Origin of the sequence: Glycomyces sp. NPDC049804, assembly GCF_040674615.1 — a bacterium.
GTDB lineage: Bacteria > Actinomycetota > Actinomycetes > Mycobacteriales > Micromonosporaceae > Glycomyces > Glycomyces niveus.
On the sequence record NZ_JBFAMQ010000004.1, the window covers coordinates 293,433 to 319,433 of the forward strand.

Annotated in this window: 24 protein-coding genes and 1 tRNA gene; 12 read left to right on the plus strand and 13 right to left on the minus strand. The window is 70.9% G+C overall.

The genetic code is table 11. The features are described 5' to 3' along the window. Positions 1 to 39 precede the first annotated feature (39 nt). Positions 40 to 114: transfer RNA gene (locus AB0K52_RS08295), tRNA-Val, on the minus strand. A gap of 224 nt (positions 115 to 338) precedes the next feature. Here AB0K52_RS08295 and AB0K52_RS08300 point away from each other — a divergent pair. Further along, positions 339 to 2,663, plus strand: a complete 2,325-nt coding sequence (locus AB0K52_RS08300) for a rhamnogalacturonan lyase (RefSeq protein ID WP_363527951.1) — start codon at positions 339 to 341, stop codon at positions 2,661 to 2,663. A gap of 208 nt (positions 2,664 to 2,871) precedes the next feature. Continuing rightward, a complete protein-coding gene (locus tag AB0K52_RS08305) occupies positions 2,872 to 5,109 on the plus strand; it encodes a hypothetical protein (RefSeq protein ID WP_363527954.1) in 2,238 nt (745 codons plus the stop codon). A gap of 64 nt (positions 5,110 to 5,173) precedes the next feature. Here the strand turns inward: AB0K52_RS08305 and AB0K52_RS08310 are convergent, their stop codons facing one another. Together AB0K52_RS08310 and AB0K52_RS08315 are read right to left on the minus strand one after the other, a co-directional pair. Further along, complete coding sequence (locus AB0K52_RS08310) at positions 5,174 to 6,205, minus strand: ABC transporter substrate-binding protein (protein WP_363527957.1); 1,032 nt, start codon at positions 6,203 to 6,205, stop codon at positions 5,174 to 5,176. A 147-nt stretch (positions 6,206 to 6,352) separates the two neighbouring features. Next, positions 6,353 to 7,408, minus strand: a complete 1,056-nt coding sequence (locus tag AB0K52_RS08315) for an ABC transporter substrate-binding protein (RefSeq protein WP_363527959.1) — start codon at positions 7,406 to 7,408, stop codon at positions 6,353 to 6,355. Between the two features lie 96 nt (positions 7,409 to 7,504). Here AB0K52_RS08315 and AB0K52_RS08320 point away from each other — a divergent pair, with 96 nt between their 5' ends. The 3 genes from AB0K52_RS08320 to AB0K52_RS08330 are packed head-to-tail and all read left to right on the plus strand — an operon-like array spanning position 7,505 to position 10,403. Then, positions 7,505 to 8,572 (plus strand): iron ABC transporter permease, encoded by a 1,068-nt coding sequence (locus AB0K52_RS08320; RefSeq protein ID WP_363527962.1) that lies wholly within the window; start codon positions 7,505 to 7,507, stop codon positions 8,570 to 8,572. Further along, positions 8,569 to 9,609, plus strand: a complete 1,041-nt coding sequence (locus AB0K52_RS08325) for an iron chelate uptake ABC transporter family permease subunit (protein WP_363527965.1) — start codon at positions 8,569 to 8,571, stop codon at positions 9,607 to 9,609. Before AB0K52_RS08320 ends, AB0K52_RS08325 begins: the two co-directional genes overlap by 4 nt. Further along, the gene (locus AB0K52_RS08330) at positions 9,606 to 10,403 is read left to right on the plus strand and encodes an ABC transporter ATP-binding protein (protein ID WP_363527968.1); all 798 of its coding nucleotides are present in this window, start codon (positions 9,606 to 9,608) and stop codon (positions 10,401 to 10,403) included. The genes AB0K52_RS08325 and AB0K52_RS08330 overlap by 4 nt, the downstream gene beginning before the upstream one ends. 16 nt (positions 10,404 to 10,419) lie before the next feature. Here the strand turns inward: AB0K52_RS08330 and AB0K52_RS08335 are convergent, their stop codons facing one another. From AB0K52_RS08335 to AB0K52_RS08345, 3 genes are all read right to left on the minus strand, one after another. Next, positions 10,420 to 11,559: a low temperature requirement protein A gene (locus tag AB0K52_RS08335; protein WP_363527971.1), complete on the minus strand. Its 1,140-nt coding sequence runs from the start codon at positions 11,557 to 11,559 to the stop codon at positions 10,420 to 10,422. Positions 11,560 to 11,634: 75 nt separating this feature from the next. Continuing rightward, positions 11,635 to 13,017, minus strand: coding sequence for a HAMP domain-containing sensor histidine kinase (locus AB0K52_RS08340; RefSeq protein ID WP_363527974.1), 1,383 nt, complete (start codon positions 13,015 to 13,017; stop codon positions 11,635 to 11,637). 6 nt (positions 13,018 to 13,023) lie between these two features. After that, complete coding sequence (locus AB0K52_RS08345) at positions 13,024 to 13,701, minus strand: response regulator transcription factor (RefSeq protein WP_363527977.1); 678 nt, start codon at positions 13,699 to 13,701, stop codon at positions 13,024 to 13,026. Between the two features lie 321 nt (positions 13,702 to 14,022). Between AB0K52_RS08345 and AB0K52_RS08350 the strand changes: the two genes are divergently transcribed. Continuing rightward, positions 14,023 to 14,874, plus strand: coding sequence for an SDR family oxidoreductase (locus AB0K52_RS08350; protein ID WP_363527980.1), 852 nt, complete (start codon positions 14,023 to 14,025; stop codon positions 14,872 to 14,874). On the opposite strand, the gene AB0K52_RS08355 is transcribed toward AB0K52_RS08350, so the two are convergent. The 5 genes from AB0K52_RS08355 to AB0K52_RS08375 all read right to left on the minus strand — a co-directional run bounded on the left by AB0K52_RS08355 (position 14,871) and on the right by AB0K52_RS08375 (position 19,271). Then, positions 14,871 to 15,305, minus strand: coding sequence for a hypothetical protein (locus AB0K52_RS08355; protein ID WP_363527983.1), 435 nt, complete (start codon positions 15,303 to 15,305; stop codon positions 14,871 to 14,873). The two genes, AB0K52_RS08350 and AB0K52_RS08355, sit on opposite strands and share 4 nt — an antisense overlap. A gap of 86 nt (positions 15,306 to 15,391) precedes the next feature. Then, positions 15,392 to 16,243 carry a hypothetical protein gene (locus tag AB0K52_RS08360; RefSeq protein WP_363527986.1) on the minus strand — a complete coding sequence of 284 codons (852 nt, stop codon included), beginning with the start codon at positions 16,241 to 16,243 and terminating at the stop codon, positions 15,392 to 15,394. Positions 16,244 to 16,252: 9 nt separating this feature from the next. After that, the gene (locus AB0K52_RS08365; protein WP_363527989.1) at positions 16,253 to 17,518 is read right to left on the minus strand and encodes an MFS transporter; all 1,266 of its coding nucleotides are present in this window, start codon (positions 17,516 to 17,518) and stop codon (positions 16,253 to 16,255) included. Continuing rightward, positions 17,515 to 18,519: an S-adenosylmethionine:tRNA ribosyltransferase-isomerase gene (locus AB0K52_RS08370; RefSeq protein ID WP_363527992.1), complete on the minus strand. Its 1,005-nt coding sequence runs from the start codon at positions 18,517 to 18,519 to the stop codon at positions 17,515 to 17,517. The genes AB0K52_RS08365 and AB0K52_RS08370 overlap by 4 nt, the downstream gene beginning before the upstream one ends. Further along, entirely contained in the window at positions 18,516 to 19,271 is a 756-nt protein-coding gene (locus AB0K52_RS08375) for an SDR family NAD(P)-dependent oxidoreductase (protein WP_363527995.1), read from the minus strand. Before AB0K52_RS08375 ends, AB0K52_RS08370 begins: the two co-directional genes overlap by 4 nt. A gap of 123 nt (positions 19,272 to 19,394) precedes the next feature. Here AB0K52_RS08375 and AB0K52_RS08380 point away from each other — a divergent pair, with 123 nt between their 5' ends. From AB0K52_RS08380 to AB0K52_RS08395, 4 genes are all read left to right on the plus strand, one after another. Beyond that, on the plus strand, positions 19,395 to 20,540 hold the full coding sequence (locus tag AB0K52_RS08380; RefSeq protein ID WP_363527998.1) for a sensor histidine kinase: 1,146 nt from the start codon (positions 19,395 to 19,397) through the stop codon (positions 20,538 to 20,540). Further along, positions 20,533 to 21,156: a response regulator transcription factor gene (locus tag AB0K52_RS08385; RefSeq protein ID WP_363528000.1), complete on the plus strand. Its 624-nt coding sequence runs from the start codon at positions 20,533 to 20,535 to the stop codon at positions 21,154 to 21,156. Before AB0K52_RS08380 ends, AB0K52_RS08385 begins: the two co-directional genes overlap by 8 nt. A gap of 150 nt (positions 21,157 to 21,306) precedes the next feature. Next, a complete protein-coding gene (locus AB0K52_RS08390) occupies positions 21,307 to 22,305 on the plus strand; it encodes a hypothetical protein (protein ID WP_363528003.1) in 999 nt (332 codons plus the stop codon). After that, positions 22,305 to 23,318 carry a hypothetical protein gene (locus tag AB0K52_RS08395; RefSeq protein ID WP_363528006.1) on the plus strand — a complete coding sequence of 338 codons (1,014 nt, stop codon included), beginning with the start codon at positions 22,305 to 22,307 and terminating at the stop codon, positions 23,316 to 23,318. The genes AB0K52_RS08390 and AB0K52_RS08395 overlap by 1 nt, the downstream gene beginning before the upstream one ends. Before the next feature lie 81 nt (positions 23,319 to 23,399). Here the strand turns inward: AB0K52_RS08395 and AB0K52_RS08400 are convergent, their stop codons facing one another. After that, on the minus strand, positions 23,400 to 24,230 hold the full coding sequence (locus tag AB0K52_RS08400) for an aldo/keto reductase (RefSeq protein ID WP_363528009.1): 831 nt from the start codon (positions 24,228 to 24,230) through the stop codon (positions 23,400 to 23,402). Between the two features lie 113 nt (positions 24,231 to 24,343). On the opposite strand from AB0K52_RS08400, the gene AB0K52_RS08405 reads away from it, so the two are divergent. Both AB0K52_RS08405 and AB0K52_RS08410 read left to right on the plus strand, forming a co-directional pair. After that, on the plus strand, positions 24,344 to 24,808 hold the full coding sequence (locus AB0K52_RS08405) for a hypothetical protein (protein ID WP_363528012.1): 465 nt from the start codon (positions 24,344 to 24,346) through the stop codon (positions 24,806 to 24,808). Then, positions 24,805 to 25,104, plus strand: a complete 300-nt coding sequence (locus AB0K52_RS08410) for a transcriptional regulator (protein WP_363528015.1) — start codon at positions 24,805 to 24,807, stop codon at positions 25,102 to 25,104. The genes AB0K52_RS08405 and AB0K52_RS08410 overlap by 4 nt, the downstream gene beginning before the upstream one ends. A gap of 50 nt (positions 25,105 to 25,154) precedes the next feature. Here the strand turns inward: AB0K52_RS08410 and AB0K52_RS08415 are convergent, their stop codons facing one another. Continuing rightward, positions 25,155 to 25,991 carry an aldo/keto reductase gene (locus tag AB0K52_RS08415; RefSeq protein WP_363528019.1) on the minus strand — a complete coding sequence of 279 codons (837 nt, stop codon included), beginning with the start codon at positions 25,989 to 25,991 and terminating at the stop codon, positions 25,155 to 25,157. Positions 25,992 to 26,001: the final 10 nt, after the last annotated feature.

Below are 26,001 nucleotides of genomic sequence, written 5' to 3' on the forward strand. Positions count from 1 at the left end.
AAGAAGGCCCGGCGGACATCCGCCGGGCCTTCATGCTGCTGGTGGTCGATACTGGGATCGAACCAGTGACCCCTCGCGTGTGAAGCGAGTGCTCTCCCGCTGAGCTAATCGACCGGGACGAGGTAGAACTGTACCGGAGTGCGCTGCGGGGGACGAATGTGGGGGGGCGGGCGTACCGGCGGTCACAGGGGGCGGGTTTGGAGAGCGCTTGACAGCGGCAGGCGGATGTCGATAGTCTTCGATGCGTTAAATCGTTTCAATTGAGGCCTCCGCGCGTCCCCTCCTTGCATTCGATGCGTTCTCGCAGGCCTCGTGCGTTTTCCGAGGAGCCCCCTTCCATGAGTCCTCCCACTATGTTTCGCAAGGTCGTCGCGGTGTCGTTGGTCGGTGTGCTGGCCGGGGCCGGGGCCACCGCCTCGGCGCAGGCGCACGGCGGCGGCCGGCACGACGACCTCCAGCTCGAGCGGCTGGACCGCGGCCTCATCGCGGCCGTGACCGGCGACGGCGTCTTCCTGAGCTGGCGGCTGCTCGCCGACGAGGTGTCCGGTTATAACGATTCAGGTCTGACCGGGGCCACGTTCAGGGTCTACCGAGACGGCCGGAAGATCGCGACCGTCACCGACTCCACCAACTTCCTCGACGCCAAGGGCGGCGCCGACGCCGAGTACAAGGTCGTCGCCGTCGAGCGGGGCCGGCCCACGGACGTCTCGGACACGGTCACGCCCTGGTCCGAGGGGTACCTCGACATCCCGCTGCAGAAGCCCGCCGACGGGGTCACGCCCGCGGGCGAGGCGTACCGCTACAAGGCCAACGACATCAGCCCCGGCGACCTCGACGGGGACGGGGACTACGAGTACGTCGTCAAGTGGGACCCCTCGAACTCCAAGGACGTCTCGCAGGTCGGCTACACCGGCCCCGTCTACCTCGACGCCTACACCCAGGAGGGCGAGCTCCTCTGGCGCATCGAGCCCGGCGTGAACATCCGGGCCGGCGCGCACTACACCCAGTTCGACGTCTACGACTTCGACGGCGACGGCATCGCCGAGGTCATGCTCAAGACCGCGCCGGGGACCAAATCGACCTCCTATGTGGAGGACGAGGAGCGGTACATCACGCTGCCTGAGGACGACGTCGCCGCCGGTGTCACCCACCAGGACGACTACCGGCTCTCCGCCGCGGGCTACTACGACCACCTCGTGCGGATGTTCATGGGCTGGCACGAGCACCCCGAGGTCGTCAAGGGCGACTGGCCCGCGACCATCGAGGCCGCCCTCGGGGCCGACGCGCTGTTCGACTTCGCGTACCCGCTCGCCAAGGAGGACGCCGAGACGCTCGCCGATCACTTCATCGACGTCTACGCGCCCGCCCGCTCCGCCCGGAACCAGCTGCGGAACTTCGCCGGGTTCGTCCTCTCCGGACCGGAGTACCTCACGGTCTTCAACGGCCGCACCGGGCTCGAGATGGACACCATCGACTTCCCGGTGGCCCGCGGCGACGACGGCCTCGAGTGGGGCGACTACGCCATGGCCCGCATCGAGCCGGGCAACCGCGTCGACCGGTTCCTCTCCGGCGTCGCCTACCTCGACGGCGAGCACCCGAGCGCGATCTTCGCCCGCGGCTACTACACCCGCACGACGATCACCGCGATCGACTGGGACGGCCGGAACCTGCGGCAGCGCTGGCAGGCCGACTCCGGCCACGCGCCGATGTCGAACCCGTTCAACGGCTCGCCGCACGGCGTCGAGGGCCCGGACCCCGAGTGGGGCACGCTGACCACGCAGGGCGACCACTCGCTGAGCGCGGCCGATGTGGACGGCGACGGCAGGCAGGAGATCGTCTACGGCGCCGCGACCATCGACGACGACGGCTCGCTGCTGTACTCCTCGTACGCGGTGATGCCGCCGAACGCCAACAACCCGGGCACGCTCGCGAAGCTCGGCCACGGCGACGCCCTGCACGTGGGCGACTTCGACCCGGCCCGCGAGGGCCTGGAGATCTTCTCGGTCTTCGAGGGCGGCGCGTGGGCGCCGTACGGGTACGCGATGCGCGACGCCGAGACCGGCGAGGTCCTGTGGGGCGGCTACTCCGGCCGCGACACCGGGCGGGGCATGGTCGGCGACATCGACCCGTCGGTCCCTGGCATGGAGGCGTGGGCGTCGCTCCCGCCCGACCAGGCCGGGAACCCGGAGGGACTGTTCACCGTGACCGGCGAGCCGATCGCGGCCCCGACGCCGGGCACGAACATGAGCATCCGCTGGGACGCCGACCTGACGACCCAGCTCGTGCACGGCGCGGACGCCGCCACCGTCGAGGAGACGACGATCCGCGACTACCAGGACGGGGTGGTCCTCGACGCCGCCGGGACGCTCACCAACAACTACACCAAGGGCAACCCGGGCCTGGTCGCCGACGTGCTCGGCGACTGGCGCGAGGAGCTGCTGGTGCGCACCGCGGACTCGAGCGCGATCCGGGTCTTCACCGCCACCGAGGTGACCGGCCACAAGCTGTTCACCCTCATGCACGACCCGCAGTACCGGGTCGGCGTGGCGAACCAGCAGACCACCTACAACCAGCCGCAGTACCCGAGCTTCTACATGGGGTCCGACATGGACTTCGCTGACGTGGAAGTGCCGGACTACTACACGCCCCGCTACCGGGGCTGACCCTCACGGGGTCTTCAGGGGCGGGCCGCTTCGCGCGGCCCGCCCCGCTGCGTTCCCCCTGCGGAAATAGACATGGGATGATACGAGGAATTCACTCGGAAGCCTTGCTTTCGACCCGCTGTTGCGGTTGAGTGAAGACCGCCCCCGTCATCCCGCCTCGGGCGCGCCCTCGCGCCGAGGTCCCGTACGACAGCATTGGAGCTCTCCTGTGCGTTCCCTCAGACGGCGAGCCCGGCTCGCGGCGGCGGCCGCGGGCGCGGTCATCGTCGGCGCCTCCGGCTTCCTCTTCGCCTCGTCCGCCCACGCGGACGTCGACATCGTGCACATCGGCGCGGTCCAGGGCTCGATCGCCGACGGCGACACCGACTTCACCTCGCCCCTGGCCGGACAGACCGTGTACGTGCAGGGCGTGGTCACCCAGCTGACCATGGAGGCCAACGGCAACAAGGGCTTCTTCCTGCAGGAGAAGGCCGACGCGACCGACGGCGACCCGCTCTCCTCCGACGGCATCTTCGTCTTCAACAACAAGTTCTCGACCGTCCGCACCCTGAACGGCTCGCCCGCCCAGGCCGAGCTGGGCGCGAACTGGACCGTGAAGGTGGGCGACGAGATCGTCGTGCGCGCCGTCGTCGGCTCCTACTTCGGGAACATCCAGTTCAGCGGCGGCTCCACCTTCGTCTACGACGTGGTCGCCTCCGGCCTGGACCCGCTCGCCGAGATCGCCGCGGTCGAAGTCGACCCGCCAGACAACGCGAAGGCCTCCACCGAGTACTTCCGCCGCCACCTCGGCATGCAGCTCACCGTCCCGGCCGACTCGGTCGTGACCGCCGGGCGCGACGTGTACTCCAGCGGCGGCGAGGTCTGGGCGATGCGCGGCGACAGCGAAGCGGCGCAGCAGGACGGCTACGCCGCCCGCGCCTTCCGCGACGCGCACCCGCTCGACACGGTCGAAGGGAACTTCGACGACGGCAACGGCTACCTGTTCGTCATGGGCGACATGGGCATCCGCGCCACCGAGGGCACGAACGAGACGGTCATCGCCCCGGCCAAGACCTACGACGTCATCACCGAGGCCAACACCGGCGGCGTGTACCTCTCGTTCGCCAAGTACGGCATCCAGGTCGCGAACGACCTGGCGCTCGAAGGCGGCCTCGAGCCGGCCGAGAACGAGCCGGTCGAGCCCGCGGGCCGCAATGAGGCCGGCATCGCCTCGTACAACATCGAGAACCTGTACGACTTCCGCGACAACCCGAACTCGGGCTGCGACTTCGCCGGGAACACCGGCTGCACCGACGCCGAGGACCCCGAAGGCAACGTCAAGCCCCCCTTCAACTATGTGCCGGCCTCCTATGAGGAGTACGAGGCGCAGCTGCTGCGACAGGCCGGCCAGATCGTCGAGGACCTGCACAGCCCCGCGATCCTCATGACCCAGGAGGGCGAGGCCCAGGACGTCTGCTCGGTCAACCCCGAGTGGACCGAGGACGCCGACCTCGGCCCCGACCGCCTCGTGTGCGACCTGGCGAACACCGGTGAGGCCAACACCGGCGGCGACGGCGCCCCCGACTCCATCCAGGAGCTCGCGCTCGTCATCGCCGAGTACGGCGGCCCGGACTACACCGCGACCGGCGACCTCGACTCGGCCGACACGCGCGGCATCATGACCGGCTTCCTGTACCAGCCCAAGCTGGCCGGCCTGTCGAAGGTGAAGAGCTGGGACCCGGTCTTCGGCGCCGCGCCGAAGGTCGAGTACCCGACCGAGGCCGACGCGATCAACGCCGACGTGCAGAACCCGAAGGCCCTCAACGCGGCCCTGCCGCAAGAGGTCATCGACCAGTGCAAGAGCTCGGGCGTCTTCGCCTGCAACGGCTTCGACGTCTTCAGCCGCCCCGCGCAGGTCGCGAAGTTCTTCCTCAAGGACAAGCACGGCTTCAAGGCCTCGGAGATCTACCTGATCAACAACCACTTCTCCTCGGGCCCGAACACCCGCGTGCTGCACCGCACCGAGCAGGCGAACTACGTGGCCGCGATCAGCGCCGCGATCCTCGACCACGACCGTCGGGCGAAGGTCCTGGCGGGCGGCGACCTCAACGTCTTCCCGCGCCCCGACGACCCGTTCGCCGAGGGCCAGGTCATCTCGGGCGACTGGGTCGGCCCGTCCGACCAGCTCGCGGGTCTTTACGAGCACTCGGGGCTGTCGAGCCTGCACGACCTCATGGTGGAGGAGCACCCGGAGGCGGCGTACTCCTACACCTTCATGGGCCAGACGCAGACCCTCGACCAGATGTTCGTCTCGCCCGCGCTGTTGCGCGAGGTCGAGGCCGCGGTGTCCGCGCACATCAACGCGGACTACCCGGCCGACGCGTACGACTTCGGCGAGGAGCCCGCTTACGGCCGCTACGGCGTCTCCGACCACGACCCGTCGATCGTCACGATCGACATCCGTTAAGGCGCAAGGCATGACGAAGGGGCGGACCGAACGGTCCGCCCCTTCTCGCTTCGCAGTCGAGCCTTTAGACGAGCTTCTTCGCGTTCTGGATCGCGGTCGCCAGGGCCTCGATGGAGGCGGCGGCGAGGCCGTACGCGTACATCGGCTCGGCCTCCCAGCCGACGATCTGGCCTTCCTGGACGGCAGGGAGGGCGTTCCAGGTCGGGAACTCGGTGAGCGCGTCGGGCTGGAGGGCCTGGACGCGGTTGTCGAGCAGGAGGACGTCGGCCGCGTACTTGTCGGCGTTCTCCCACGACAGGAGCTCGTAGTAGTTGCCGGTGGCCTCGTCGAGCGCGTCGGGCACGATGATGTCGACGCCGAGCTCCACGAAGAAGCGGAGGTCGTTGCCGGTGGCCGGGTTCGAGGCGTAGAAGGTCTCGGCGGCGGCCGAGCACGCGAGCACCTTGACCGGGTTCGCGGCGGCGGCGGCCTTGAGGGCCTCCACGGCGGCGTCGTACCGCTCCTTGTTGGCGGCGTTCGACTCCGAGTCGAGGTCCGCGCCGAGGGATTCGGCGAGCTCGGCGTGGCGGGCGATGATCTGGTCCTGGGTGTTCGCGCCGTCGTCCACGTTGAGGGCGGTGACCTCGGCGAGGCCGGTGATCTCGTCGTGGCTCTCCTCGGGCACGTACCAGAGGGTCGCGGGGTCGTAGTAGAAGTGCGTCATGAGCACTTCGGGGCCGTAGGCGGCGTAGGCCTCGACGTCGAACTCGCCGTAGACGTTGCCGAAGACCTCGAGGTCGGCGACGGGGAGATTCCCGGCCTGGGTGGTGGGGGAGCCGTCCTCGTTCGTGGTGGGGCCGAAGACGGCCGGGACCTCGATGCCGAAGTCGTACAGCGCGGCGGCCATGCCGGTGAACGCGACGATCTTGGCAGGGGTCTGGTCGAGCTTCACCGTCGCGGGCTGGTCGTCGGTGAACTCCCACGGCTGCGCCCCGGCGGCGTCGCCGGAGCCGGGCGCGTCGTCGCCCTGGCCGCAGGCGGCGAGCACGCCGGTGAGTCCGAGGGCGCCGCCGCCCGCGAGCAGGCCGCGGCGGCCGAGCTTGGCATCGAAAGCCATGTGTCTCTCCTTCTTGAAGGGCATTGAGGGGCCGGACTGGGAACGGCTCGCGGACACCGCCCGGCCGATCGGAGGTTAGGCTAACCTAATCGAATTCCGGCTCTCTGAGCTGGGGTGCTCACGTGGCGTCAGCCACTGGCCCCGCGGCTAGCCGAGTGGCCTCCCGGCTCCGATCCCCTCGGCGATCCGTTCCAGCTCAACGGCTCCGCCGACGTGCGAATAGATGGGCTCGCCGTTCCACCGATAGACCTGCCCCGCCTGTACGGCCGGGAGCGCCGCCCAAGTCGGGTAGTCGGCGACCAGGGTCTCAGGGTCGATGTTCCCGGTGCGGATATCGAGGAAGATCGCGTCGGCCTCGTACTTGTCGACGTTCTCCCAGGACAGCAGCTCCCAGTACCCGTTCTGGTCGGGGTCGTCCGGCACGACGAAGTCGACGCCGAGTTCGACGCACTTGCCGAGCAGGTTGAACATGGGCGGGTTGGCGACATAGAGCCCGTCGGGCCACGCGCCGACCGCCATCACCCTGTACTCCCTGCCGGTGGCCTGCTGGATCTCGAAATACGCGTCCGGGATCGACGCCATGGCGGCGCCGAACCGTTCGATTCCCGCGGCGTTCGCTTCGGACTCCAGGTCCGCGCCGAGCGCCTTCGCCAGGGCCGCATGGCGGTCGATGATCTGGTCCAGGGTCGGCTTCGAGACCTCGATGCCGATGCCCGGCGCCAGCGCCTCGACCTCTTCGAGCCGCTCTTCGGGCACGAACCACAGGTCGAAGCCCTCGTAGTAGTGGGACACGATGAGCTGCGGGTTGAGCTGCGCGTACTTCTCCACGTCGAACTCGCCCCAGGCGTTGCCGAGGACGGTCAGCTTCTCGACGGGCATGCGCCCGGCCTGGATGTCGGGGGAGCCGTCCGCGAGCGTGGTCGGGCCGAACACGGCCGCGACCTCGACGCCGTAGTCGTACAGGGCGGCCGCGAGGCCGGTGAACGCCACGACCGCGGTGGGCGCGCGCTCCAGTTCGACCTCGGTCTGGTCGCGTTCGTCAAGGAAGGAGAACGGCCCCGCCGCGGCGTTCCCGCCGTCGCCGGCCGGCTCCTCGTCCGAACCGCAGGCCGCGAGCAAGGAGGCGGCGCCGAGGCCGCCGCCCGCGGCGAAGAAGGTGCGGCGGCTGCAGCCAGAAGGGGCGGGCACGGGCCGGAGTGGCAAGGGGAACTCCTTCGAAGGGGGAGCGTTCATGGCGGGGGTGACGCGGTTAGGTTAGCCTAAACAAAACCGCAGACACTATCCCTCCGGAGTTCGCACTTGTCAACCGCCCACAGCGCCAGGGAGCAGGCCCCGGCGCTCGATTCGCCAAGGGCTGCAACCGGGGCCGCGCCGCGCCCCCGCACGGCCCGCCGGGTCCTGGGGCTCCTCGCGCTCCTCGCGGTCCTGGCCGCCCTCGCCGTGCTCAGCGTCGCCGTCGGCTCCCGCGCGATGGACCTCGGCCAGGTCTGGGCCGGGCTCACCGACGCGGACTCGAAGGCCTACCCCGTGGTCACCGAGCTGCGCCTGCCCCGTACCGTGCTCGGCCTCGCCGCCGGCGCCGCCCTCGGCCTCGCCGGGGCGCTCATGCAGGCCATGACCCGCAACCCCCTCGCCGACCCGGGCCTCCTGGGCGTCAACACCGGCGCGGCCGCCGCGGTCGTGACCGCCTCCTTCTTCATCGGCTCCTTCGGGTTCACCTCGACCATCGTGTTCGCGTTCCTCGGCGCGGCCGCCGCCTCCGTCGCGGTCTACCTCATCGCCGGGGCCGCGAGCGCGACCCCGGCGCGGCTCGCGCTGGCGGGCGCGGCCGTGACCGCGGCCGGGTACGCGTACGTCTCGGCCGTCCAGTTGATGGACGCGGCCACGCTCGACCAGATGCGGTTCTGGTCGGTCGGGTCGCTGGTGAACGCCCATGTGGCGCCGATGCTCCCGGTCGTGCTCCTCATCGGCGCCGCCGCGGCGGTCGGCGTGCTGCTCGCTCGCCCGCTCAACGCCCTGGCCCTCGGGGACGCGACCGCGACCGGCCTCGGCGTCGACCCGCGCGTGCTCCGCGTCGCGGGGATCGCCGCGATCACGGTGCTCGCCGGGACCGCGACGGCCGTGTGCGGCCCGATCGTCTTCGTCGGCCTCGTGGTGCCGCATGTGGTGCGGGCCTTCACCGGGCCCGACCAGAACTGGGTCCTGCCGTACTCGATGCTCACGGGCGCGGCGTTCCTCGTCGCCGCCGACGTGCTCGGCCGCGTCGTCGCCCGCCCCGCCGAAGTGCAGGTGGGCATCGTCTGCGCCGTCGCGGGCGGCCCGTTCTTCCTCTACCTGGTCAGCCGCAGGAAGGTGGCCCGGCTGTGAGCGCCCCAGGTTCGACCGTCCTCCGCCTGGGCGGCACCTCGATCCGCGTGCGGCACCGCACGGTCGCCGCCGTCCTCGGCTCCCTCGCCGTACTCTTCGCGGTCGCCATGTGGTCGGCCGCGACCGGCTCGACCGCGCTCGGCCTCGACCGCACCTGGGCGGCCCTGCTCGACCAGGGCACCAAGGGCGACGAGTTCATCCTCTGGGACCTGCGCCTGCCGCGCCTCGCGACCGGCCTCGCCGTGGGCGCGTGCATGGGCCTCTCGGGCGCGCTGTTCCAGAACCTCACCCGCAACCCCTTGGGCAGCCCCGACATCCTCGGCCTCACCCAGGGCTCGACCTCGGGCGCGCTCGTCGCGATCATCCTCACCAGCGGCGGCCTCCAGCTCACGGCCCTGTTCGCGGCGTTCGGCGCGCTCGCCACGGGCCTGGTGATCTGGGCCCTCACGCGCGGCGGCGACCCGTCCGGGTACCGCCTCGTCCTGGTCGGCATCGGCGTCGCCGCGATCCTCGCGGGCGTCAACGGCTACCTCCTCACCCGCACCACGATCGTGGACGCGTTCCGGGCGGTCTACTGGCTCACCGGCGACCTCTCGGGCCGCAGCTGGGACCAGGCCGCGGTCGTCGCGGTCGTGCTCGCCGCCGGGGCGGCCGCGGTGACGGTCCTGTCGCGCGGGCTCGACGCGCTGCGCCTCGGCGAAGCGAGCGCCACCGGCCTCGGCGTGCGCGTCACCGGCACCCGCGTCGCCGCGCTCGTCACCGCCTCGGTCCTCACCGCCGGGGCCGTCGCGGTCGCCGGGCCGCTCGCGTTCGTCGCGCTCGCCGCTCCGCACATCGCCGCCCGCCTCACCGGCTCCACCAGGAGCTTCATGCTCTCCGCGATCATCGGCGCCCTCATCGTCACCGGCGCCGACATGATCGCGGTCGCCGGGATCGCCGACCGCCAACTGCCCACAGGGGTCGTCACCGGCGTGGTCGGCGGCCTCTACCTCGTCTGGCTGCTCACCGCTCAACGCAAGAAGGGGGTCATGTCGTGACCGCTGGTCCACTCGTCGTGCAAGACGCCACCATCGGCTACGGCCGCGTCGCCATCAGCGCCGGTCTGAACGTCGACATCCCCGAAGGGGAGTTCACGGTCATCCTGGGGCCCAACGCGTGCGGCAAGTCCACGCTCCTGAAGGCGTTGGCGCGCATGCTCAAGCCCTCCGCCGGGCAGGTCCTGCTCGACGGCAAGGACATCCACTCCCAGCCGACGCGCGCCGTGGCCCGCCGCCTCGGCCTGCTCCCGCAGTCGCCGATCGCGCCCGACGGCATCACGGTCGCCGACCTCGTCGCCCGCGGCCGCTACCCCCACCAGGGCATCCTCAAGCAGTGGTCCGCCGAGGACGAGCGCGTCGTCGCCGAGGCCATGGCCGCCACCGACATCAGCGAACTCGCCTCGCGCGGCGTCGACGAGCTCTCCGGCGGCCAGCGCCAGCGCGTGTGGATCGCGATGGTCCTCGCCCAGCAGACGCCGCTGCTGCTGCTCGACGAGCCGACCACGTTCCTCGACATCACGCACCAGATCGAGGTCCTCGACCTGTGCGCGAAGCTCCACCGCGAGGGCCGCACCCTCGTCGCGGTGCTCCACGACCTCAACCAGGCCGCCCGCTACGCCACGCACCTCATCGCGATGCGCGGCGGCGAGGTCGTCGCCGAGGGCGCCCCGGCCGACATCGTGACCGCCGAGACCGTGCACCAGGTCTTCGACCTGCCGTGCCGGATCATCGACGACCCCGAGACCGGGACGCCGCTGGTGATCCCGAGCGCTCGTGCGAGGGACCTGGTGTAGAGCCCGAAGGCGCCGGCTACGGCACCCGCGCAGCGAGCTTCCGCTCGACTGCGAGGCCCGCGACCAGGACGATCACGATGGCGCCCAACTGGAGCGCGGTGTTGACCAGGCCGAGCGGCGCGAGCGCGAGCACCGCGGCCGCGAGCGCCACCCGCTCCCAGGCGCGCGGCAGCGGCATCGAGGCCCGCAGTCCGGCCGTGCCCAGCAGGAACAGCGCCACACCGCCCGAGAGCAGCAGCGTGGAGGCGAGGTCGAGCGGCTCCATGGCGTGGCCGACGGCGTGCTTGAGGCCCGCGGCGGTGACGAGGATGCCGACGAGGACCGGGATGAACGCGTACGACAGGCCCACGAGGACCTTCCGCACCCGCTTCACGGCGTCCTTGGTGGCGGTGAGCGCGTGCTCGGTCTTCGGCAGGTCGTGGACGAACAGCGACCACCACAGGCACGCGCCGATCGCGAGCCCGAGGACGGCGGCCACGAGCAGGTCCGCGTCGATCGGCAGCCCGGCGGCGCCGATCCCGATGGCCACCACCGATTCGCCGAGGGCGACGATCACGACGAGGCCGTGCCGCTCGGTGATGTGCGCGGGGTGGAGGTTGAGGCCGCGCTGGCCGTGCCAGATCGGGACCGTCCACACGATGACCGCGGAGGCCGCCCAGAGCGCGTAGCGCCACACGCCGTCGGGGCCGAGCTCGGCGGCGAAGACGGCGGCGACGGCGACGAGGTTCGCGATGAACACCGGGCCGAAGGCGCGGGCGGCCTGGAGGTACATCAGGCCGTGGACGAGCACGACCACGAGCAGGCCGACGGCGATCCAGACGCCGCCTTCCTCTTTGAACGCGGCCGGGATGGTGAGGGCGATGACGAGCCAGCCGGCCATGGCGCACAGCAGGAGGATGCGGCGGGCGGGCCGCTCGGGCGGGATCACGTTGGTCAGCCAGGCGTAGCCGGCGTAGATCCACCACACGAACCCGAACATGAGCACGGTCTGGATGAGGCCCATGAGCGGGTCGTAGGCGATGAGCGCGGTGAACTGGGCGACGGTGAAGACGAAGATGAGGTCGAAGAACAGCTCCAGCGTGGAGACCGGGAGGTCGTCCTCGTCGGGCACGGGGTTGATGCGTTCGACGAACCAGTCGGGGAGGAGGCGTGTCACGAGCACCGAGCGTAGCAGTAGCGCCCAGGCGTCGCTCAGGCCTGAAGGGACCCCTTGCGGCCCTTCCCTTTCGGGCTACTCGAGACGGGCGATCGGGAGCCTGACCTCGATCGCGGTGCCCTCGCCGGGCTCGCTGTCGAGGCGGATCTCGCCGCTGTGCGCGGCCACGATGGACGACACGATGGACAGGCCCAGCCCGGAGCCGCCGGTGGCGCGCGAGCGCGACGGGTCGGCCCGGTAGAACCGGTCGAAGACCTTCTGGCGGTGCTCGGCGGGGATGCCGGGTCCGTGGTCGGCCACGCGCAGGACCGCCCACCCGGCGTTCTCGGCGACCGAGACGTCGATGGCGGTGCCCTGCGGGGTGTGGACGCGGGCGTTGGTCAGGAGGTTCACGAGCACCTGCCGCAGCTGGCCCTCGTTGGCGACCACGGTGAGCGGCCGGGGCGCGGAGAGCGAGATCGGGTGCGTCGCGTCGGCCACTCCGGCGTCGTCCACGGCGTCCTGCGCGAGCTGGGTGAGTTCGACGAGCTCGCGGTCGCCGCCGACCTCCTCGTCGAGGCGGGAGAGGACCATGAGGTCGTCCACGAGCTTCGCGAGGCGCGCGTTCTCGCTGCCGATGCGGTTCATGGCCCGGTCGAGCTTCTCGCCGGGCGGGGTGGCGCCCGATTCGTAGAGCTGGACGTAGCCGCCGATGGCGGTGAGCGGGGTGCGCAGCTCGTGCCCGGCGTCGGCCACGAACTGGCGCAGCCGCTCGTGCTGGCGGTCGCGCTGGGTGATCGCGTCGGTGAGGCGCGAGACCATCCGGTTGAGCGCCAGTGACAACCGGCCCATCTCGGTGCGCGGGTCGGCGGCGGTGATGCGGTGGTCGAGGTTCCCGGAGGCGACGGTCTCGGCGTCGGCGACCATGTGGTCGACCACGCGCAGACCGCGCCTCGTGACGATCCAGGCGATGACGATGCCGAGCGCGCCGACGGTGAACCCGGTGATGAGGACGGTCCTCGTGAGGGTCGAGCTCGTGGCCTCGACGCCTTCGAGCGAGGTGGCGAAGACGATCGTGTACGTGCCCTCGGCCCCGGTGATCTGGACCCTGCCGGTGGACACGGCCCGGTAGGTCATCTCGCCGTCGACGCTGGAGACCGTGAAGTAGTCCGTGTCCGCGGGCGGGGCGGTGATGTCCGGCAGCGGGTACGGGTCGTTCTTGTACCCGGCGGGCACCGCCGAGACGCGCTCGCCGGAGGCGTCGAAGAACAGGACGGCGAACTCCTTGTAGGGGATCTCGCCGTTGTCGTCCGAGGCGTCCATCGGGATGGTGCCCTGCTTGATCAGGCCGTGCAGCTTCTGGTCGACCTGGTCGACCAGGTGCGAGGACACCGTCTGCACGGTCACGAACCCGATGATGCTCACCGCGACGATGAGCAGGACCGCCATGGCCGCGGCGATCTTCGTCCTGATGGCCATGGTCGCCTAGGCCTGCGGCGGGCGCAGCATGTAGCCGACGCCGCGGACGGTGTGGATGAGCCGGGGGCCGAGCTTGTCGAGCTTGCGGCGCAGGTAGAACACGTACGTCTCCGCGAGGCTCGACTCGGTCTCGAAGTCGTACCCCCACACCTGCCGCAGCAGCTCCGATTTGGACACGACCCGGCCGGTGTTCGCCGCGAGGTACCGCAGCAGCCGGAACTCGGTGGGGGACAGGTCGATCGTCTTGCCGTCGCGGGTCACCTGGTGGGCCGCGAGGTCGAGGATGAGGTCGGCGACCGTGACGGTCTCGCCGCCGCGGTTCGAGGCCGAGTCCTTGCCGAGGGTGCGCCGCAGGACGGCCGAGACGCGCAGGCTCAGCTCCTCGAGCCGGAACGGCTTCATCAGGTAGTCGTCGCCGCCGGAGCCGAAGCCGTCGCGCAGGTCGTCGGGGGCGGTGCGGGCGGTGAGGAAGATGATCGGGGTCTCGTCGCCGGAGGCGCGCATGCGGTCGGCGACGCCGAAGCCGTCGAGGCCGGGCATGTTCACGTCCAGGATCACGAGGTCGGGCCGCACCTTCTCGAGCGAGGCCAGCGCCTCGGTGCCCGAGCGGGCGGCCGTGACCTCGTAGCCCTGGAAGGACAGTGCTTCGACCAGCAGGTCGGCCAGGCTCTCCTCGTCATCCACTACGAGAAGCCGTGCCGGGGACCCGTCGCCCCGGAGCGGCACCGCTGGCGGTGTTGCCCCGGCTGGCCCGCTGGTCGAAGTCATCCACCGCTCCTCAGTACTTGTGCCGGGCCCTGGTCGGTTGCCCGTCCGGCGTCTCGTTCGGCCAGCTTATTGCACCGTTTTGGCAACGGAAAGGGTTCGGAAGCGTTTCCAGGCGAGTTCTGGACGCGCTCTCAGCCGGCGTTCAGCAACGGATCGGAGCGTGTCGGCGAGCGGGCTTCCCCCGGAAGTTACTGACTAGTAGTATTCGGGTGACACCGAACACTTGGAGGCAGAGCAATGGAGCCAGCCATCACAGCGCCAGCTGAGACCATGTCGATCCTGAACGGCAGGGCCGCGTTCGTCACCGGCGCCAGCCGCGGCATCGGCGCGGCCATCGCGGTCGCCCTCGGCGCGGCCGGGGCCAAGGTGGCGTTGTTCGCCAAGACCGGCGAGCCCCACCCGAAGCTCCCCGGGACCCTCTACGAGACCGCGAAGCGCATCGAGGACGCGGGCGGCCAGGCCCTCCCGATCGTGGGCGACCTGCGCGACGCCGAAGCCGTGGGCGAGGCCGTCGACACCGCCGCCGCCGCGTTCGGCGGGCTCGACATCTGCGTCAACAACGCCTCCGCGCTCGACCTCACCGGCATCGGCGAGCTCAGCCTCAAGAAGTTCGACCTCATCACGGGCGTCAACCTCCGCGGCACCTTCGCGACCATCAGCGCCGCCCTCCCGTACCTGCGCGGCTCCGACCACGCCCACGTGCTCACGCTCAGCCCGCCGCTCAACACCGACCCGAAGTGGTTCGCCGGCGGGCCCTACACGGCCACCAAGTACGGCATGACGATCATGACCCTCGGCACCGCCGAGACCGAACCGGGCGTGGCCGCGAACTGCCTGTGGCCCAAGACCACCATCGCCACCGCCGCCGTCGAGTTCGCCCTCGGGGGGCAGCCGATGATCGCCCGCAGCCGCACGCCCGAGATCGTCTCGGACGCGGCGCTGGCGATCCTCTCGAAGGACCCGAAGGCCTACAGCGGCAACGCGGTGATGGTCGAGGACGTGCTCGCCGCGGAGGGCGTCACGGACCTGTCGGGGTACTCGGTCGTGCCGGGCCAGGAGGACTTCCAGCCCGACATCTACGTGGACTAGCCCTTGAAGTCCTCGTCGGTGAGGCGTTCCATGCGGGCGGTCTCCTCTTGGCGGCGCTCCCGCAACTGCTTCGGCACACCGGCGAGGACCACGATCGCGCCCGCGGCCAGCAGCGCGGCAATCACGACCCGGACGACGCTCCACCCCGTCGACCTGGTCTCGGCCTCGGCGACCTCGACGCACGCGGTCATGACGACCTCGCCGTCCGGTCCGGTCGTCTCGCAGATGGCCGACGGGCCGACCTCCCGGCCTTCGTAGTACAGCACCTGCTCCTCGCCCGGCAGCGCCGTGAGGAACACGATCACCGCCAACGCGAGCGTCAGTACCGCCGTCACCACGGCCACCCCCGGCGAATCGGGAATCGCGAACCGGTTCCTCCGCCGCGACCCGTCCCCGAAGGGCCTCCTGCGCTGCTCGAACGGATTGCTCACGCCACAAATGCTACTGCGGCCGCCGCCCCCGCCCGCACGAACGACGGCCGCCCCGCACAGCGGGACGGCCGTCGTTCGAAGTTCGATCAGCTGAACAACCGCTCAGCCGTGTCGACCTGGAACGCCCGGGTCGCCCAATACTGCAGTTGCTCGAGATCGGTGCATGATTCGATCCGCTCCCGGTCGGACTCGTCGATCTCGATGCCGCGCTGGTCGAGGATCAGCAGCAGCATCCCAGCATGGCCCTTGGCTTCGATCCGGTCTATGAAGCTCGCTTTTCGCTCTTCGTTGGTGTCGGACTTCACCAGTGCCTCCAGTCGTTCCAGCGCCTTCTCTGAGAGGACGCGGTTGGCCATTCGAGTGTACTTCTGTCGAAGGTGCTCGGGCAGGATCCACAGCGCGTCGTAGAGGGCCGCCATCACCGCCTCGCCGTGCTCGCCGTCGCCATGCGTCATGCCCGACAGCAGCGCCATCTGCTCGACGCCCCGCACCTGTTCGGCTGAGGTGACGATCGGGATGAGATCGGGGCCGATGACGAACGGCACCAGCGTGAACGCGAGATGGCCGGTCTCGATCGGCTGGGCCGCCCAGCGGGCGGTGCGATCGTTCGGGCAGATGACGACGAGCGCCACCGGGCAGCGCAGCCTGCTGCGAATCGATATGAGGTAGTCCGGCCAGACGAAGTACTTGTCGTCGTCCGGCTGGCGCTGCATCTCGTAGACGAGCGCGAAGACGGGTTCCTCGCCGAGGTAGTAGACCTCGACGCCGTCGCAGTCCTCCTTCTCTGGGCGGTCGAGGCGCGTGACCGCCTCCGATCCGGGGCGGACCTCGGTGTAATCGGGGAGCCGCTGGCCGAGCAGGTCGCAGTACAGCTCGGTGGCGAGCTTCGGGTTGTCCTGCAACAGCCTCAGCGGTGTCTCGTGTTCATAAGTGACCACGAGTACACGCTAGGTTTGGCCGGACTTCTTGGGATGCAACGACACTCGCCGGGCCGCTGTGAGATAGGCCGCTTGGGAGCGCCTGCCTGCGAGGAGCCACCAGGTCGCGCCGGCTGCGGTTGCCAGGAGTCCGGCGGCGATGCCCAATGAGGTGAGGCTGAACCAGCCGAGAGCGGTCCCTAGTGCCGCCAGGGAGAGGCGGGCGGTGGCGTTGTAGGTGGTCACGTGGATGGAGGTGACTCGTCCGCGGAACTCGGCCGGGACGGTCTCCAGGAGGATCGTCGTGTCCAAGGCGATGACGACGCCGCTCGCGAGCCGCATCACCACGAGGCAGGCGAGGGCGGCTGCGAGGCCGGGGGCGGCGAAGAAGCCCGCCCACGCGAGCCCTTGCGCCGCATAGGACACCGCCCAGACCGGGAGGTGCGCCTCGCGGCGCAGGCGGGCGGCGAGGAAGGTGCCCGCCAGGACCGCGAGGCCGTCGCAGGCGAACACCGCCGCCACGGTGACGGCGTCGCCGCCGAGGCCGTCGACCACGTGGCCGCTGAGCATCACCGTGTAGCCGCCGCCGATGCAGCCCCAGGCGATCCCGATCCCGATCACGGAGCGGGCCAGAGGGTAGCGGCGGGTCGCGCCGAAGCCTTCGCGGAGTCCGAGGCCGAAGGACCGCAGTCGGGAGCCGACGCGCTCGTTCGTCGCCGCCGCTTCGACCCGGGCGGTCTCGCGGACCCGGGCCAGCAGGATCGCGCCGCAGGCGAGGAGCGCTGCCGCGCCGCCGATCGCGGCGACGGGGGAGCGGGCCGAGACGAGTCCGGCGGCGATCGCGCCGACGATCGTCATGATGCCGCCGAGTGATCCGAAGGCCGCGTTCGCCTGTTGGCGCCGCTCGGGTTCGATGAGCCCGTACAGCCACTGCTGGCGGGCGGCGGGCCAGAAGGCCATCGCGAAGCTCTGCGCCGCGTAGCAGGCGGCGAGCGCGATGAGGCCGCCCGCCGAGGCGGCGGCCGCCATGCCGGTGACCGCGGCCGCTTGGGCGGTGACGGTCCACAGCAGCAACGGGCGCAGGCGCATCCGGTCGGCGGCCAGGCCCGCCACCGGCGTGAGCAGCAGGGCCGGGAGCACTCCGGCCAGTTGGACCGCGGCGAGCGCGGCGGTCCCGGCGACGGCGAGGACATGCAGCGCGACGCTGATCTGGAGCATCCAGAACGCCGCCGAGAGGCAGGCCGCGGCCGCCCACAGCGCCCGCACGTCGCGGTCGCCGAGGAGGCCGCGGCTCATGCGATCAGGTGGACGTCACCGAACTCGTGCCACAGGTAGCGGGCGTCGATGGCCGCGGCGTAGGAGTCGCGCAGGAGGTCGGTGTCGCCGATGGCCTCGAGCATCGCGAGGTGGGTCGAGCGGGGCTCGTGGAAGCCGGTGAGCAGGCCGTCGACCACCTGGACCGGATGCTCGCGGGAGACGATCCGCTCGGTGTGGCCCGATGCGGCGGTGACCTTGCCGCCCACGACCGTGCTCTCCAGCGCGCGCACCACCGTGGTGCCGACCGCGATCACGCGCCCGCCGGCGTCCTTGGTGGCGTTGACCGCCCGCGCCGTGTACTCGCCGACCTCCATCCACTCCGGGTACGGGTCCTCGCCGCTCTCGAGCGACGCGACTCCCGTGTGGAGGGTGACGGGGGCGACGCCGACTCCGGCGGAGACCAGCCGAGTCACCATTTCGGGAGTGAACGGCCTTGCGGCGCTGGGCATCTCGGCCGAGCCCGGGACGGTCGCGAACGCGGTCTGGTACGCGGCGAGGGGCCAGTCCCGATCGATGTAGGAGTACCGGATCGGCCTGCCGTGGCGGGCCAGGTAGTCCGGGACCGAGTCGATCGGGGGCCGGGCCACCCACAGCCGCTTGCCGAAGCGCCGCTCCAGACGCAGCTCGACCTTGCCGGGCAGGTCCACGACCCGCACCTCGCCGGCGTACGGCTTGCCGCGGTCGCGCAGCTCCACCAGCCACGAGCCGTCCGGCCGCGTGGACGAGAAGTGCACCTTCAGGCCCTGCCGCGTCGGCACGGCCGCCGGGAGCGTCGCCGAGTTGTTGACCACGAGGAGGTCGCCGGGGCGCACGAGCGCCGGGAGGTCGTCGAAGTGGTGGTGCCGGATCTCGCCGGTCGCCTTGTCCGACACCAGGAGCCGCACGTCCGAGCGGGCCGTGCCCCGCACTTCGGCGGGCTGGACCGCCTCCAGAGCCGAGTCCAGCGCGAAATCGAACTGGGACGTCAACGTCGAGCTCACGCGCTCGCCTCCTCATGGGTGTGGTTGTGCAGCTTGTCGAAATCGCGGGCCGCGTACCGCCCGCTCTCCGGCGCCGACCACTCGCAGGTGCACCAGCGCGCCCCCGCGATCGAGTAGATCGCCGCCGCGGCCAGTGCGGGCGGGTCCGCCTCGGCGGCGTCGGCCGCGCCCACCGCGTCGGCGAGCATCGCCGTCGACATCTCGCCCGGGTCGAGCGCCCAGACCGCGACGGCCGGCTCCTCGGCGGCGAGCACGTTCGACAACTGGTCGAGCGCGGCCTTCGTCGCCCCGTACGGCCCCCACGTCGCGTACGGGCCCGTCGCGGCGTCCGAGGAGATGTTGACGATCGCGCCGCCCCGCTCCCGCAGGACCGGCAGCGCCAACTGGGCCAGGGCCATCGGCGCCCACACGTTCATCTCGAACAGGCGCGGCCAGTAGGTCAGGTCCGCCTCCGCGAGGCGCGGCAGCGGCACCTCGCCCAAGGTCGAGGCGTTGTTCACCAGCAGGTCGAGCCCGTCCCCGGCCATGGCGACCAGCTCCCGCCGGTGCGCCGCGTCGGTCACGTCCCCGGCCAGGTGGCGGGCCCCGAGGCGCGCGGCGACGCGCGCCAGGCGCTCCTCGCCGCGCGCGGTCAGGATCAGGTCCCAGCCGGCGGCGGCCAGGCGCTCGGCCAGCGCCTCGCCGAGGCCCGCCGAGGCCCCGGTCACGACGGCGGTGCGGTCGTCCACTCGCGGCAGCAGTGCATCACTCATGGCCTCACGCTATTTCCGGCCCCGGCCGGCCGCATCGGGCCGAGGTCGCGGTCGGGACTGCGGCGCAGGTCCTAGGACCAGCGACCGAGGCCCGGACGGCCCCGCGTCGACTAGATTGGCAGCGTGACCGCCTCCGACTCCGACCCGACGAGACTGCTGCACGAGGTGTCGGCTGCCGTCGGCGCCATCACCAGGCACCTCTCCGTGCACCAGGTGCTCGAGGTGATCGTCTCCTCGGCCCGCCGCCTCGTCGGCGCCGACTACGCCGCCATCGGGATCCCCGACGACGAAGGCGGCTTCGCCGAGTTCATCACCGACGGCATCGGCGAGGAGCAGCGCCTCAAGATCGGCCCGCTGCCGCGCCAGCACGGCATGCTCGCCGCGATCCTCGCCGAGAGCGAGCCGATCCGCCTCGACGACCTCCGCCGCGACCCCCGCTTCCAGTGGTGGCCCAAGGCCCATCCGAGCATGGCCGCGCTGCTCGGCGTCCCGATCCAGGAGTGCGGGCGCACCCTCGGCATCGTCGTCCTCACCAACGACCTCGGCCGACCCGGGTTCAGCGAGTCCGACACCGAACTCATCGAGCTGCTCGCCTCCCACGCGGCCATCGCCATCACCAACGCCCGCCTGTACGAGCGCAGCCGCGAGCTCACCGTCGTCGAGGAGCGCAACCGGCTCGCCCGCGAACTCCACGACGCGGTCATGCAGCGCCTGTTCTCCCTGCGCCTCTCCGCCCGCGCCGCCCGCAAACTCGCCCCCACCGACCCCGAGGCCGCCGCGTGCCGCCTCGGCGAGGTCGAGGACCTCGCCGCCGAGGCCATCGCCGAACTGCGCGCCGTCATTGTCGAACTCCGCCCCGCCGACCTCGACGCGCACGGCCTCGTCGAGACCCTCCGCCGCCACGTCACCCTCCTGGACCGCCTGCACGACACCGAGGTCGCCTTCGAGGTCCGCTCCCCGGTCGACCTCTCGCGCGACGGCGAGGTCGAAGTGCTCCGGCTCGTCCAGGAGGCCCTCAGCAACGCCTTCCGGCACGCCCGCGCCCGCCACGTCGCCGTCACCGTCGAATCCGAGCGCATCACCATCAGCGACGACGGCGACGGCTTCGACGCCGACGAGGCCGCCACCCGCGGGCTCGGCCTCCTCTCGATGCGCGAACGCGCCAAAGCCCTCGGCGGCGACCTCGACCTCCGGACCGCACCCGGCGCGGGCACCATCGTGGCGCTCACCCTCGACACCACCGAACCCGAAGAGGCCGAACGTGACTGAGATCCGCCTCCTCCTCGTCGACGACCACCCCGTGGTCCGCCGCGGCCTCCGCGGCTACCTCGAGCTCGAACCCGACTTCACCGTCGTCGGCGAGGCCGGGGACGGCGAGGAGGCCCTGCTCGCCATCGCCGAGACCCGACCCGACGTCGTCCTCCTCGACCTCAAGATGCCCGGCCTCGACGGCCAAGGCGTCCTCGAACGCCTCGGGCCCGGCGAGGGACCCCGCGTCCTCGTCCTCACCTCCGCCACCGACGCCGAACGGGTCCCGAACGCCATCACCGCCGGGGCGGCCGGGTTCGTGTACAAGGACATCGACCCGGACGCGCTGGCGAGCGCCATCCGTACCATCCACTCCGGACAACTGCTGCTCTCGCCGGTCGCCATGCGCGGCTTGATGAACGGCAACAGCACCACCACCTCGGCCCCGTCGCTGACCCCGCGCGAGAGCCAGGTGCTCGGCCTCATCGCCAAGGGCCAGACCAACCGCCAGATCGCGCGCGCCCTCGGCGTCTCGGAGAAGACCGTGAAGACCCACGTCACGAACCTGCTCCGCCGCATCGGCGCGGCCGACCGCACTCAGGCCGCCCTGTGGGCGGTTCGCCACGGTATCGGCTGAATCGCAGAACGTGACCGTCTACTAGGTCATCACGAGCCGTGATCCATTAAGGTCCCCGGTGCCCCCATCCCTCATGTAGCCCCGACCCCCACAATCCGGCGGCGCCCGCCCCGCGTCACCGGGACATACCATCCCAAAGGAACTCTCCCCGTGCCCCGCCACAACCGCATCCTTCCCCTCGCCGCGCTGCTGCCCGCGCTCGCCCTGACCACCGCCTGCGGCTACCTGCCGATCGGCGAAGCCACCGCTCCCTACGAGATGTACCACGGCAGCACCCCCGAACCGTGGTGCGCCGAAGGCGAGGACGGCTACGTCCTCAGCATGGACTCGATCCTCCAGGGCCCGCACTTCTCCACGGGAATCCAGTGCCGCTACAGCGGTGAGCAGTTCCCGCGCGAGGTCGCCGAGCAGCTGCCGTCGCTCGCCGACCTGCCGCGGGCCGAGGACGGCAGCGAATTCCTCGCCAACAACCTCACGAGCAGCCCCGACGCGGATATCTTCGACGCCGTCGGGTGGCCGGTCCGCTCCTGGGTGCAGATCGGCGACCAGGAGTTCGACCTCGACGCTCCTCCGCAGCGAGGCGACTGGATCGTGGTCACTGCCCCGACCGATGCCGACGCCGTGCTCTGGGTCGAAGACGACGGCCGCGCCCAAGGACTCGACCTGCGCACCGGCGAACGGGTCGAGCCGGTCGCCGCCTACTACACCGGTCTCGCTGATACGAGCGACATCCTCGGCGGCTTCAAGTACGAGATGTACTTCGCCGACGACCCCGAGGACGGCCTCTCCTGCGAGTACAACGGCGGCGACGCCTGGCGCACCCCCTGGTTCGAAGGCCTCGGCTGGGCGCCCGAAGGCACGGTCTACCTCAGTGTGTTCACCTTGTGGTGCGACCAGATCGGCGAATACTCCTGGAACCTCGATCCGGCCTCGATCACCCTCGCGAGCGGCGAGGCGGCCGAGCCGGTGGACTGGATCGAGACGCCGACCGACGTCGGTCTCGAGATCCGGGCGCTGTTCGTGATCCCGGACTTCGACTCAGAGGTCACCATCGCCTTCAAGCCGGTCACGGAAGCCGTCGGTACCGACGGGCGGGTCATGGCGTTCCGCGACGAGTTCGCGGTCACCGAGTGGATCGCGGAGTTCTGATGCTCCGAACGATCCGCATCGCGGCGCTGTCCGTCGCGATGCTCGCGGCCGCGCTGCTCGGCACTGCCGGCGGTGCCGACCCGGGCTCCTTCCTGCGAACGGCCCCATACGAACTGATCGTCGGGAAGGGCGGCGGCGAATGGTGCGTGGAAGGCGATGCCGCGAGTACGCTCGCCGAGCCCGCGGATCTTCGCGGCCCGCACTTCTCGTTCTCGCTCGCGTGCCTCTTCAAGGCGCCCGCGATTCCCGACTCGCTCGCCGCCTCGCTTCCCGCGCTGGCGCGCGTGCCGCCCGCGGAGGACGGGGTCGAGTTCCTGTTCACCCAGGTCGCGCTCCCCGCCGAGTACGACTCGGAGCACAAGAAGGACCCGGCGGCGCTCACCTCTTGGATCCAGGTCGGCGAGCGGCGGGTCGACCTGCTGACCGCACCCGGCATCGAGAACCACTACGTCCTGAGCGTGCCGGTCGACGAGCCGGCGGTCCTGTGGGTCGAGGACTCAGGGCGGGCCCAAGGCGTCGACCTGCGCTCCGGCGCGCAGGTCGAGCCGGTGACCGCCTACTACAACGGGCTCGCTCTGCGCTGGTTCGAGCTCGATGGCTACGACACCGGAGAAGTCGACTTCCGCAACTCGCGCCGAGCCGGTTGGATCAGGTGCCGTACGGGATACGCCGAGGCGAACCGCGCCGTCTGGACGGAGGAGCGGGGCTGGGCCGAGAGCGGCACGGTCTTCCTGGAGGTGAGCACGAACTGGTGCTCCGAGACCGAGCTCTTCACCTGGGAGCTGGACATGTCGCAGGCGTTCACGGTCGACGGGGAGGCCCCGGTGTCATGGACGGCGACGGACACTGACGACGAGTACTGGGACCGCTTGACGATGGTCTTCGCGATCCCCGAGGACGCGGCCGAAGCCACTGTCCACTTCAGCCCGGTGGGAACCGTCGGACATAAGGCGAGCGGCGACGAGCTGACCGGCACCCGGCTCCCGAACTTCGCGTGGAAGATGGACTTCTAGCACGGCGGCCGGTTCCAAGCCGGCCGAGTGCGAACGAGGGCGGCGGCACCGGATCGGTGCCGCCGCCCTCGTTCGCTGGGGCTAGTTGACCTCGAGAGGGTCGCCGCCTTGGCGTTTGCCGGTGTCGAGGGCGTCGATCGCGGCGAGGTCCTGGTCGGTGAGGGCGAAGTCGAGGACCTCCCAGTTCTCGCGGATGCGTTCGGGCGTCTCGGACTTGGGGATGACGACGTTGCCGCGCTGGAGGTTCCAGCGGAGGACGACCTGGGCGGGGGTGCGGCCGCGGGCTTCGGCGACGGCCTTCACGGCGGGCTCGTCGAAGAGGTCGCCGGCGCGGAGGCCGAGGGGGCCCCAGGACTCGGTGATGACGCCGTGGTCGGCATGCCAGGCGCGGAGTTCGGGCTGGCTGAAGTACGGGTGGAGCTCGACCTGGTTGATCTCGGGGGCCGAGCCGGTCTCGGTCTCGCAGCGCGACAGGTGCTCGATCGTGAAGTTCGAGACGCCGGCCGAGCGGAGGAGGCCCTCGGAGCGGGCGTCGAGGAGCGCCTGCCAGGACTCCACATACTTGTCGACCTGCGGCCGCGGCCAGTGGAGCAGGTAGAGGTCGAGGTAGTCGGTGCCGAGCCGCTCGAGGGACTCGTTCAGGTTGCGGCGGACCTCGTCGTAGCCGTGGTCCCAGGTCTTGCTGGTGAGGAAGACGTCGCCGCGGGCGACGCCTGACTCCTTGACGGCCTGGCCGACGCCGGCCTCGTTCCCGTATCCCACCGCGGTGTCGATGAGGCGGTAGCCGGTCTCGAGCGCGGTCGCGACGGCGGCGCGCACGTCGGTGCCCTCCTCGATCCTGAAGGTGCCGTAGCCGTAGCGGGGAATCGACGCACCGCCGGACATGGTGATCGCTGTGCTCAGTTCGCTCATGCGCGCGAGCCTACCCATTTGGCAGGCGATTGCAAACGCGTTCTGCGACAAACTTGCCGCCATGGAAAGTCCCGACTTGACGCGATGGAAAGTCGCCCGCTAGACTTTCCGACATGGAAAGTCGACTCTCCCCCGAAGAAGCCCGGGCCGCCCTCGCCGCCGTGGACCAGTCCCGCTCCGACATCGCCGACCGCCTCATCACCCCCTGGTGGTACCACCCCGTGCTCGGCGTCCTCGTCGGCGGTCTCATCACCGTCGCCACGATCGGCGTCGAATTCCCGACCCTGATCGGCGTCCTCGCCGTCTACGCCGTGGGCATCTACCTCCTGATGAGCGCCTACCGCCGCAAGACCGGCGTCTGGATGAACGGGTTCAGCGGCGGCCCCAGGGCCCGCCGCAGCGCCTTCCGCCTGTTCGCCGCCACCCTCGCGATCACGATCGCGGGCTCGGTGTTCAGCATCGGCCTGGAGATCCGCTGGACCGCGCTCCTCACCGGCCTCGCCGTCGCCGCGACCATGACGATCTGGGGCCGCCACTACGACGACCTCCTCCGCGCCGAGCTTCGCGAGACCGCATGACCGAGCCGCGGTTCGACGAGATCATCCACGCGCCCAACCGGTTGCGCATCTGCTCGATGCTCTCGGCCACGGACGAGGTCGAGTTCGCCGCCCTGCGCGAGTCCCTCGGCGTCAGCGACTCCGTCCTCAGCAAGCAGCTCAAAGCGTTGGAGGACGTCGGCTACGTCACCGTCAAGAAGTCCCCTCTCGAGGGGCGCACCCGCACCTGGGCCGCCCTCACCCCCGGCGGCAGGGCCGCCTTCGACGGCCATGTGGCCGAACTGCGGCGTCTCGCCGCCGGCATCGCGATCGACTAGCGGGCAAGCGAAAGGGGCGGGTGGCCCGGCCACCCGCCCCTTCGGCGTGCTCAGCGCTCGTTCGAGCCCGGGTCGATGCCCTGGCGCTCGCCGGTCTCGAGCGCGTCGATCGCGGCAATCTCGTCGCCCGAGAGCGCGAAGTCGAACACGTCGAAGTTCTCGGCGATGCGGCTCGCCTTGGAGGACTTGGGGATCACCACGCACCCGTGCTGCAGGTGCCAGCGGATCACGACCTGCCCCGGGGTCTTCCCGTGCGCCTCGGCGGCGGCCGTGACGGCCGGTTCGGCCAGGACCGAGCCGGTCCGCTGGCCGAGCGGCCCCCACGACTCGGTGGCGATGCCGCGCTCGGCCTGCCAGGCGCGGAGTTCGGGCTGGTTGAAGTACGGGTGCAGCTCGACCTGGTTCACCGACGGGTACACCCCGGTCGCCTCGCGGACGGCCTCGAGGTGCTCGGGCAGGAAGTTCGAGACGCCCGCCGAGCGGATCAACCCTTCGTCCCTGGCCTTGAGCAGGGCCTGGAACGTCTCGGCGTACAGGCCCTGCTTGGGGGAGGGCCAGTGGATCAGGTACAGGTCGAGGTAGTCGGTGCCCAGCCGCTCCAGCGAGGCCTCGAGCGCGGCGCGGGCGGGCCCGGCGCCGTGGTGGTCGTTCCAGACCTTCGTGGTGAGGAACACCTCCTCGCGGGGGACGCCGGAGGCGGCGACCGCGCGGCCGACGCCGACCTCGTTGCCGTACATCTCGGCCGTGTCGATCAGCCGGTAGCCCGTGGCGAGCGCGGCCTCGACGGCCTGCTGGGCCTCGTCGTCGCCCACCTTGTAGGTGCCGTAGCCGATGCGGGGCATCGCGATGCCGTCGTTGAGCTCGATCGGTGCGCTGAGATCAGTCATGTCCCGAGGG

Coding starts and splice junctions, on each gene's coding strand:
- AB0K52_RS08310 (WP_363527957.1), bottom strand. CDS start 6,205: ATGGCTTTCGATGCCAAGCTCGGCCGCCGCGGCCTGCTCGCGGGCGGC.
- AB0K52_RS08375 (WP_363527995.1), bottom strand. CDS start 19,271: ATGAGTGATGCACTGCTGCCGCGAGTGGACGACCGCACCGCCGTCGTG.
- AB0K52_RS08300 (WP_363527951.1), top strand. CDS start 339: ATGAGTCCTCCCACTATGTTTCGCAAGGTCGTCGCGGTGTCGTTGGTC.
- AB0K52_RS08365 (WP_363527989.1), bottom strand. CDS start 17,518: ATGAGCCGCGGCCTCCTCGGCGACCGCGACGTGCGGGCGCTGTGGGCG.
- AB0K52_RS08340 (WP_363527974.1), bottom strand. CDS start 13,017: ATGGCCATCAGGACGAAGATCGCCGCGGCCATGGCGGTCCTGCTCATC.
- AB0K52_RS08395 (WP_363528006.1), top strand. CDS start 22,305: ATGCTCCGAACGATCCGCATCGCGGCGCTGTCCGTCGCGATGCTCGCG.
- AB0K52_RS08415 (WP_363528019.1), bottom strand. CDS start 25,991: ATGACTGATCTCAGCGCACCGATCGAGCTCAACGACGGCATCGCGATG.
- AB0K52_RS08400 (WP_363528009.1), bottom strand. CDS start 24,230: ATGAGCGAACTGAGCACAGCGATCACCATGTCCGGCGGTGCGTCGATT.
- AB0K52_RS08405 (WP_363528012.1), top strand. CDS start 24,344: ATGGAAAGTCGACTCTCCCCCGAAGAAGCCCGGGCCGCCCTCGCCGCC.
- AB0K52_RS08350 (WP_363527980.1), top strand. CDS start 14,023: ATGGAGCCAGCCATCACAGCGCCAGCTGAGACCATGTCGATCCTGAAC.
- AB0K52_RS08410 (WP_363528015.1), top strand. CDS start 24,805: ATGACCGAGCCGCGGTTCGACGAGATCATCCACGCGCCCAACCGGTTG.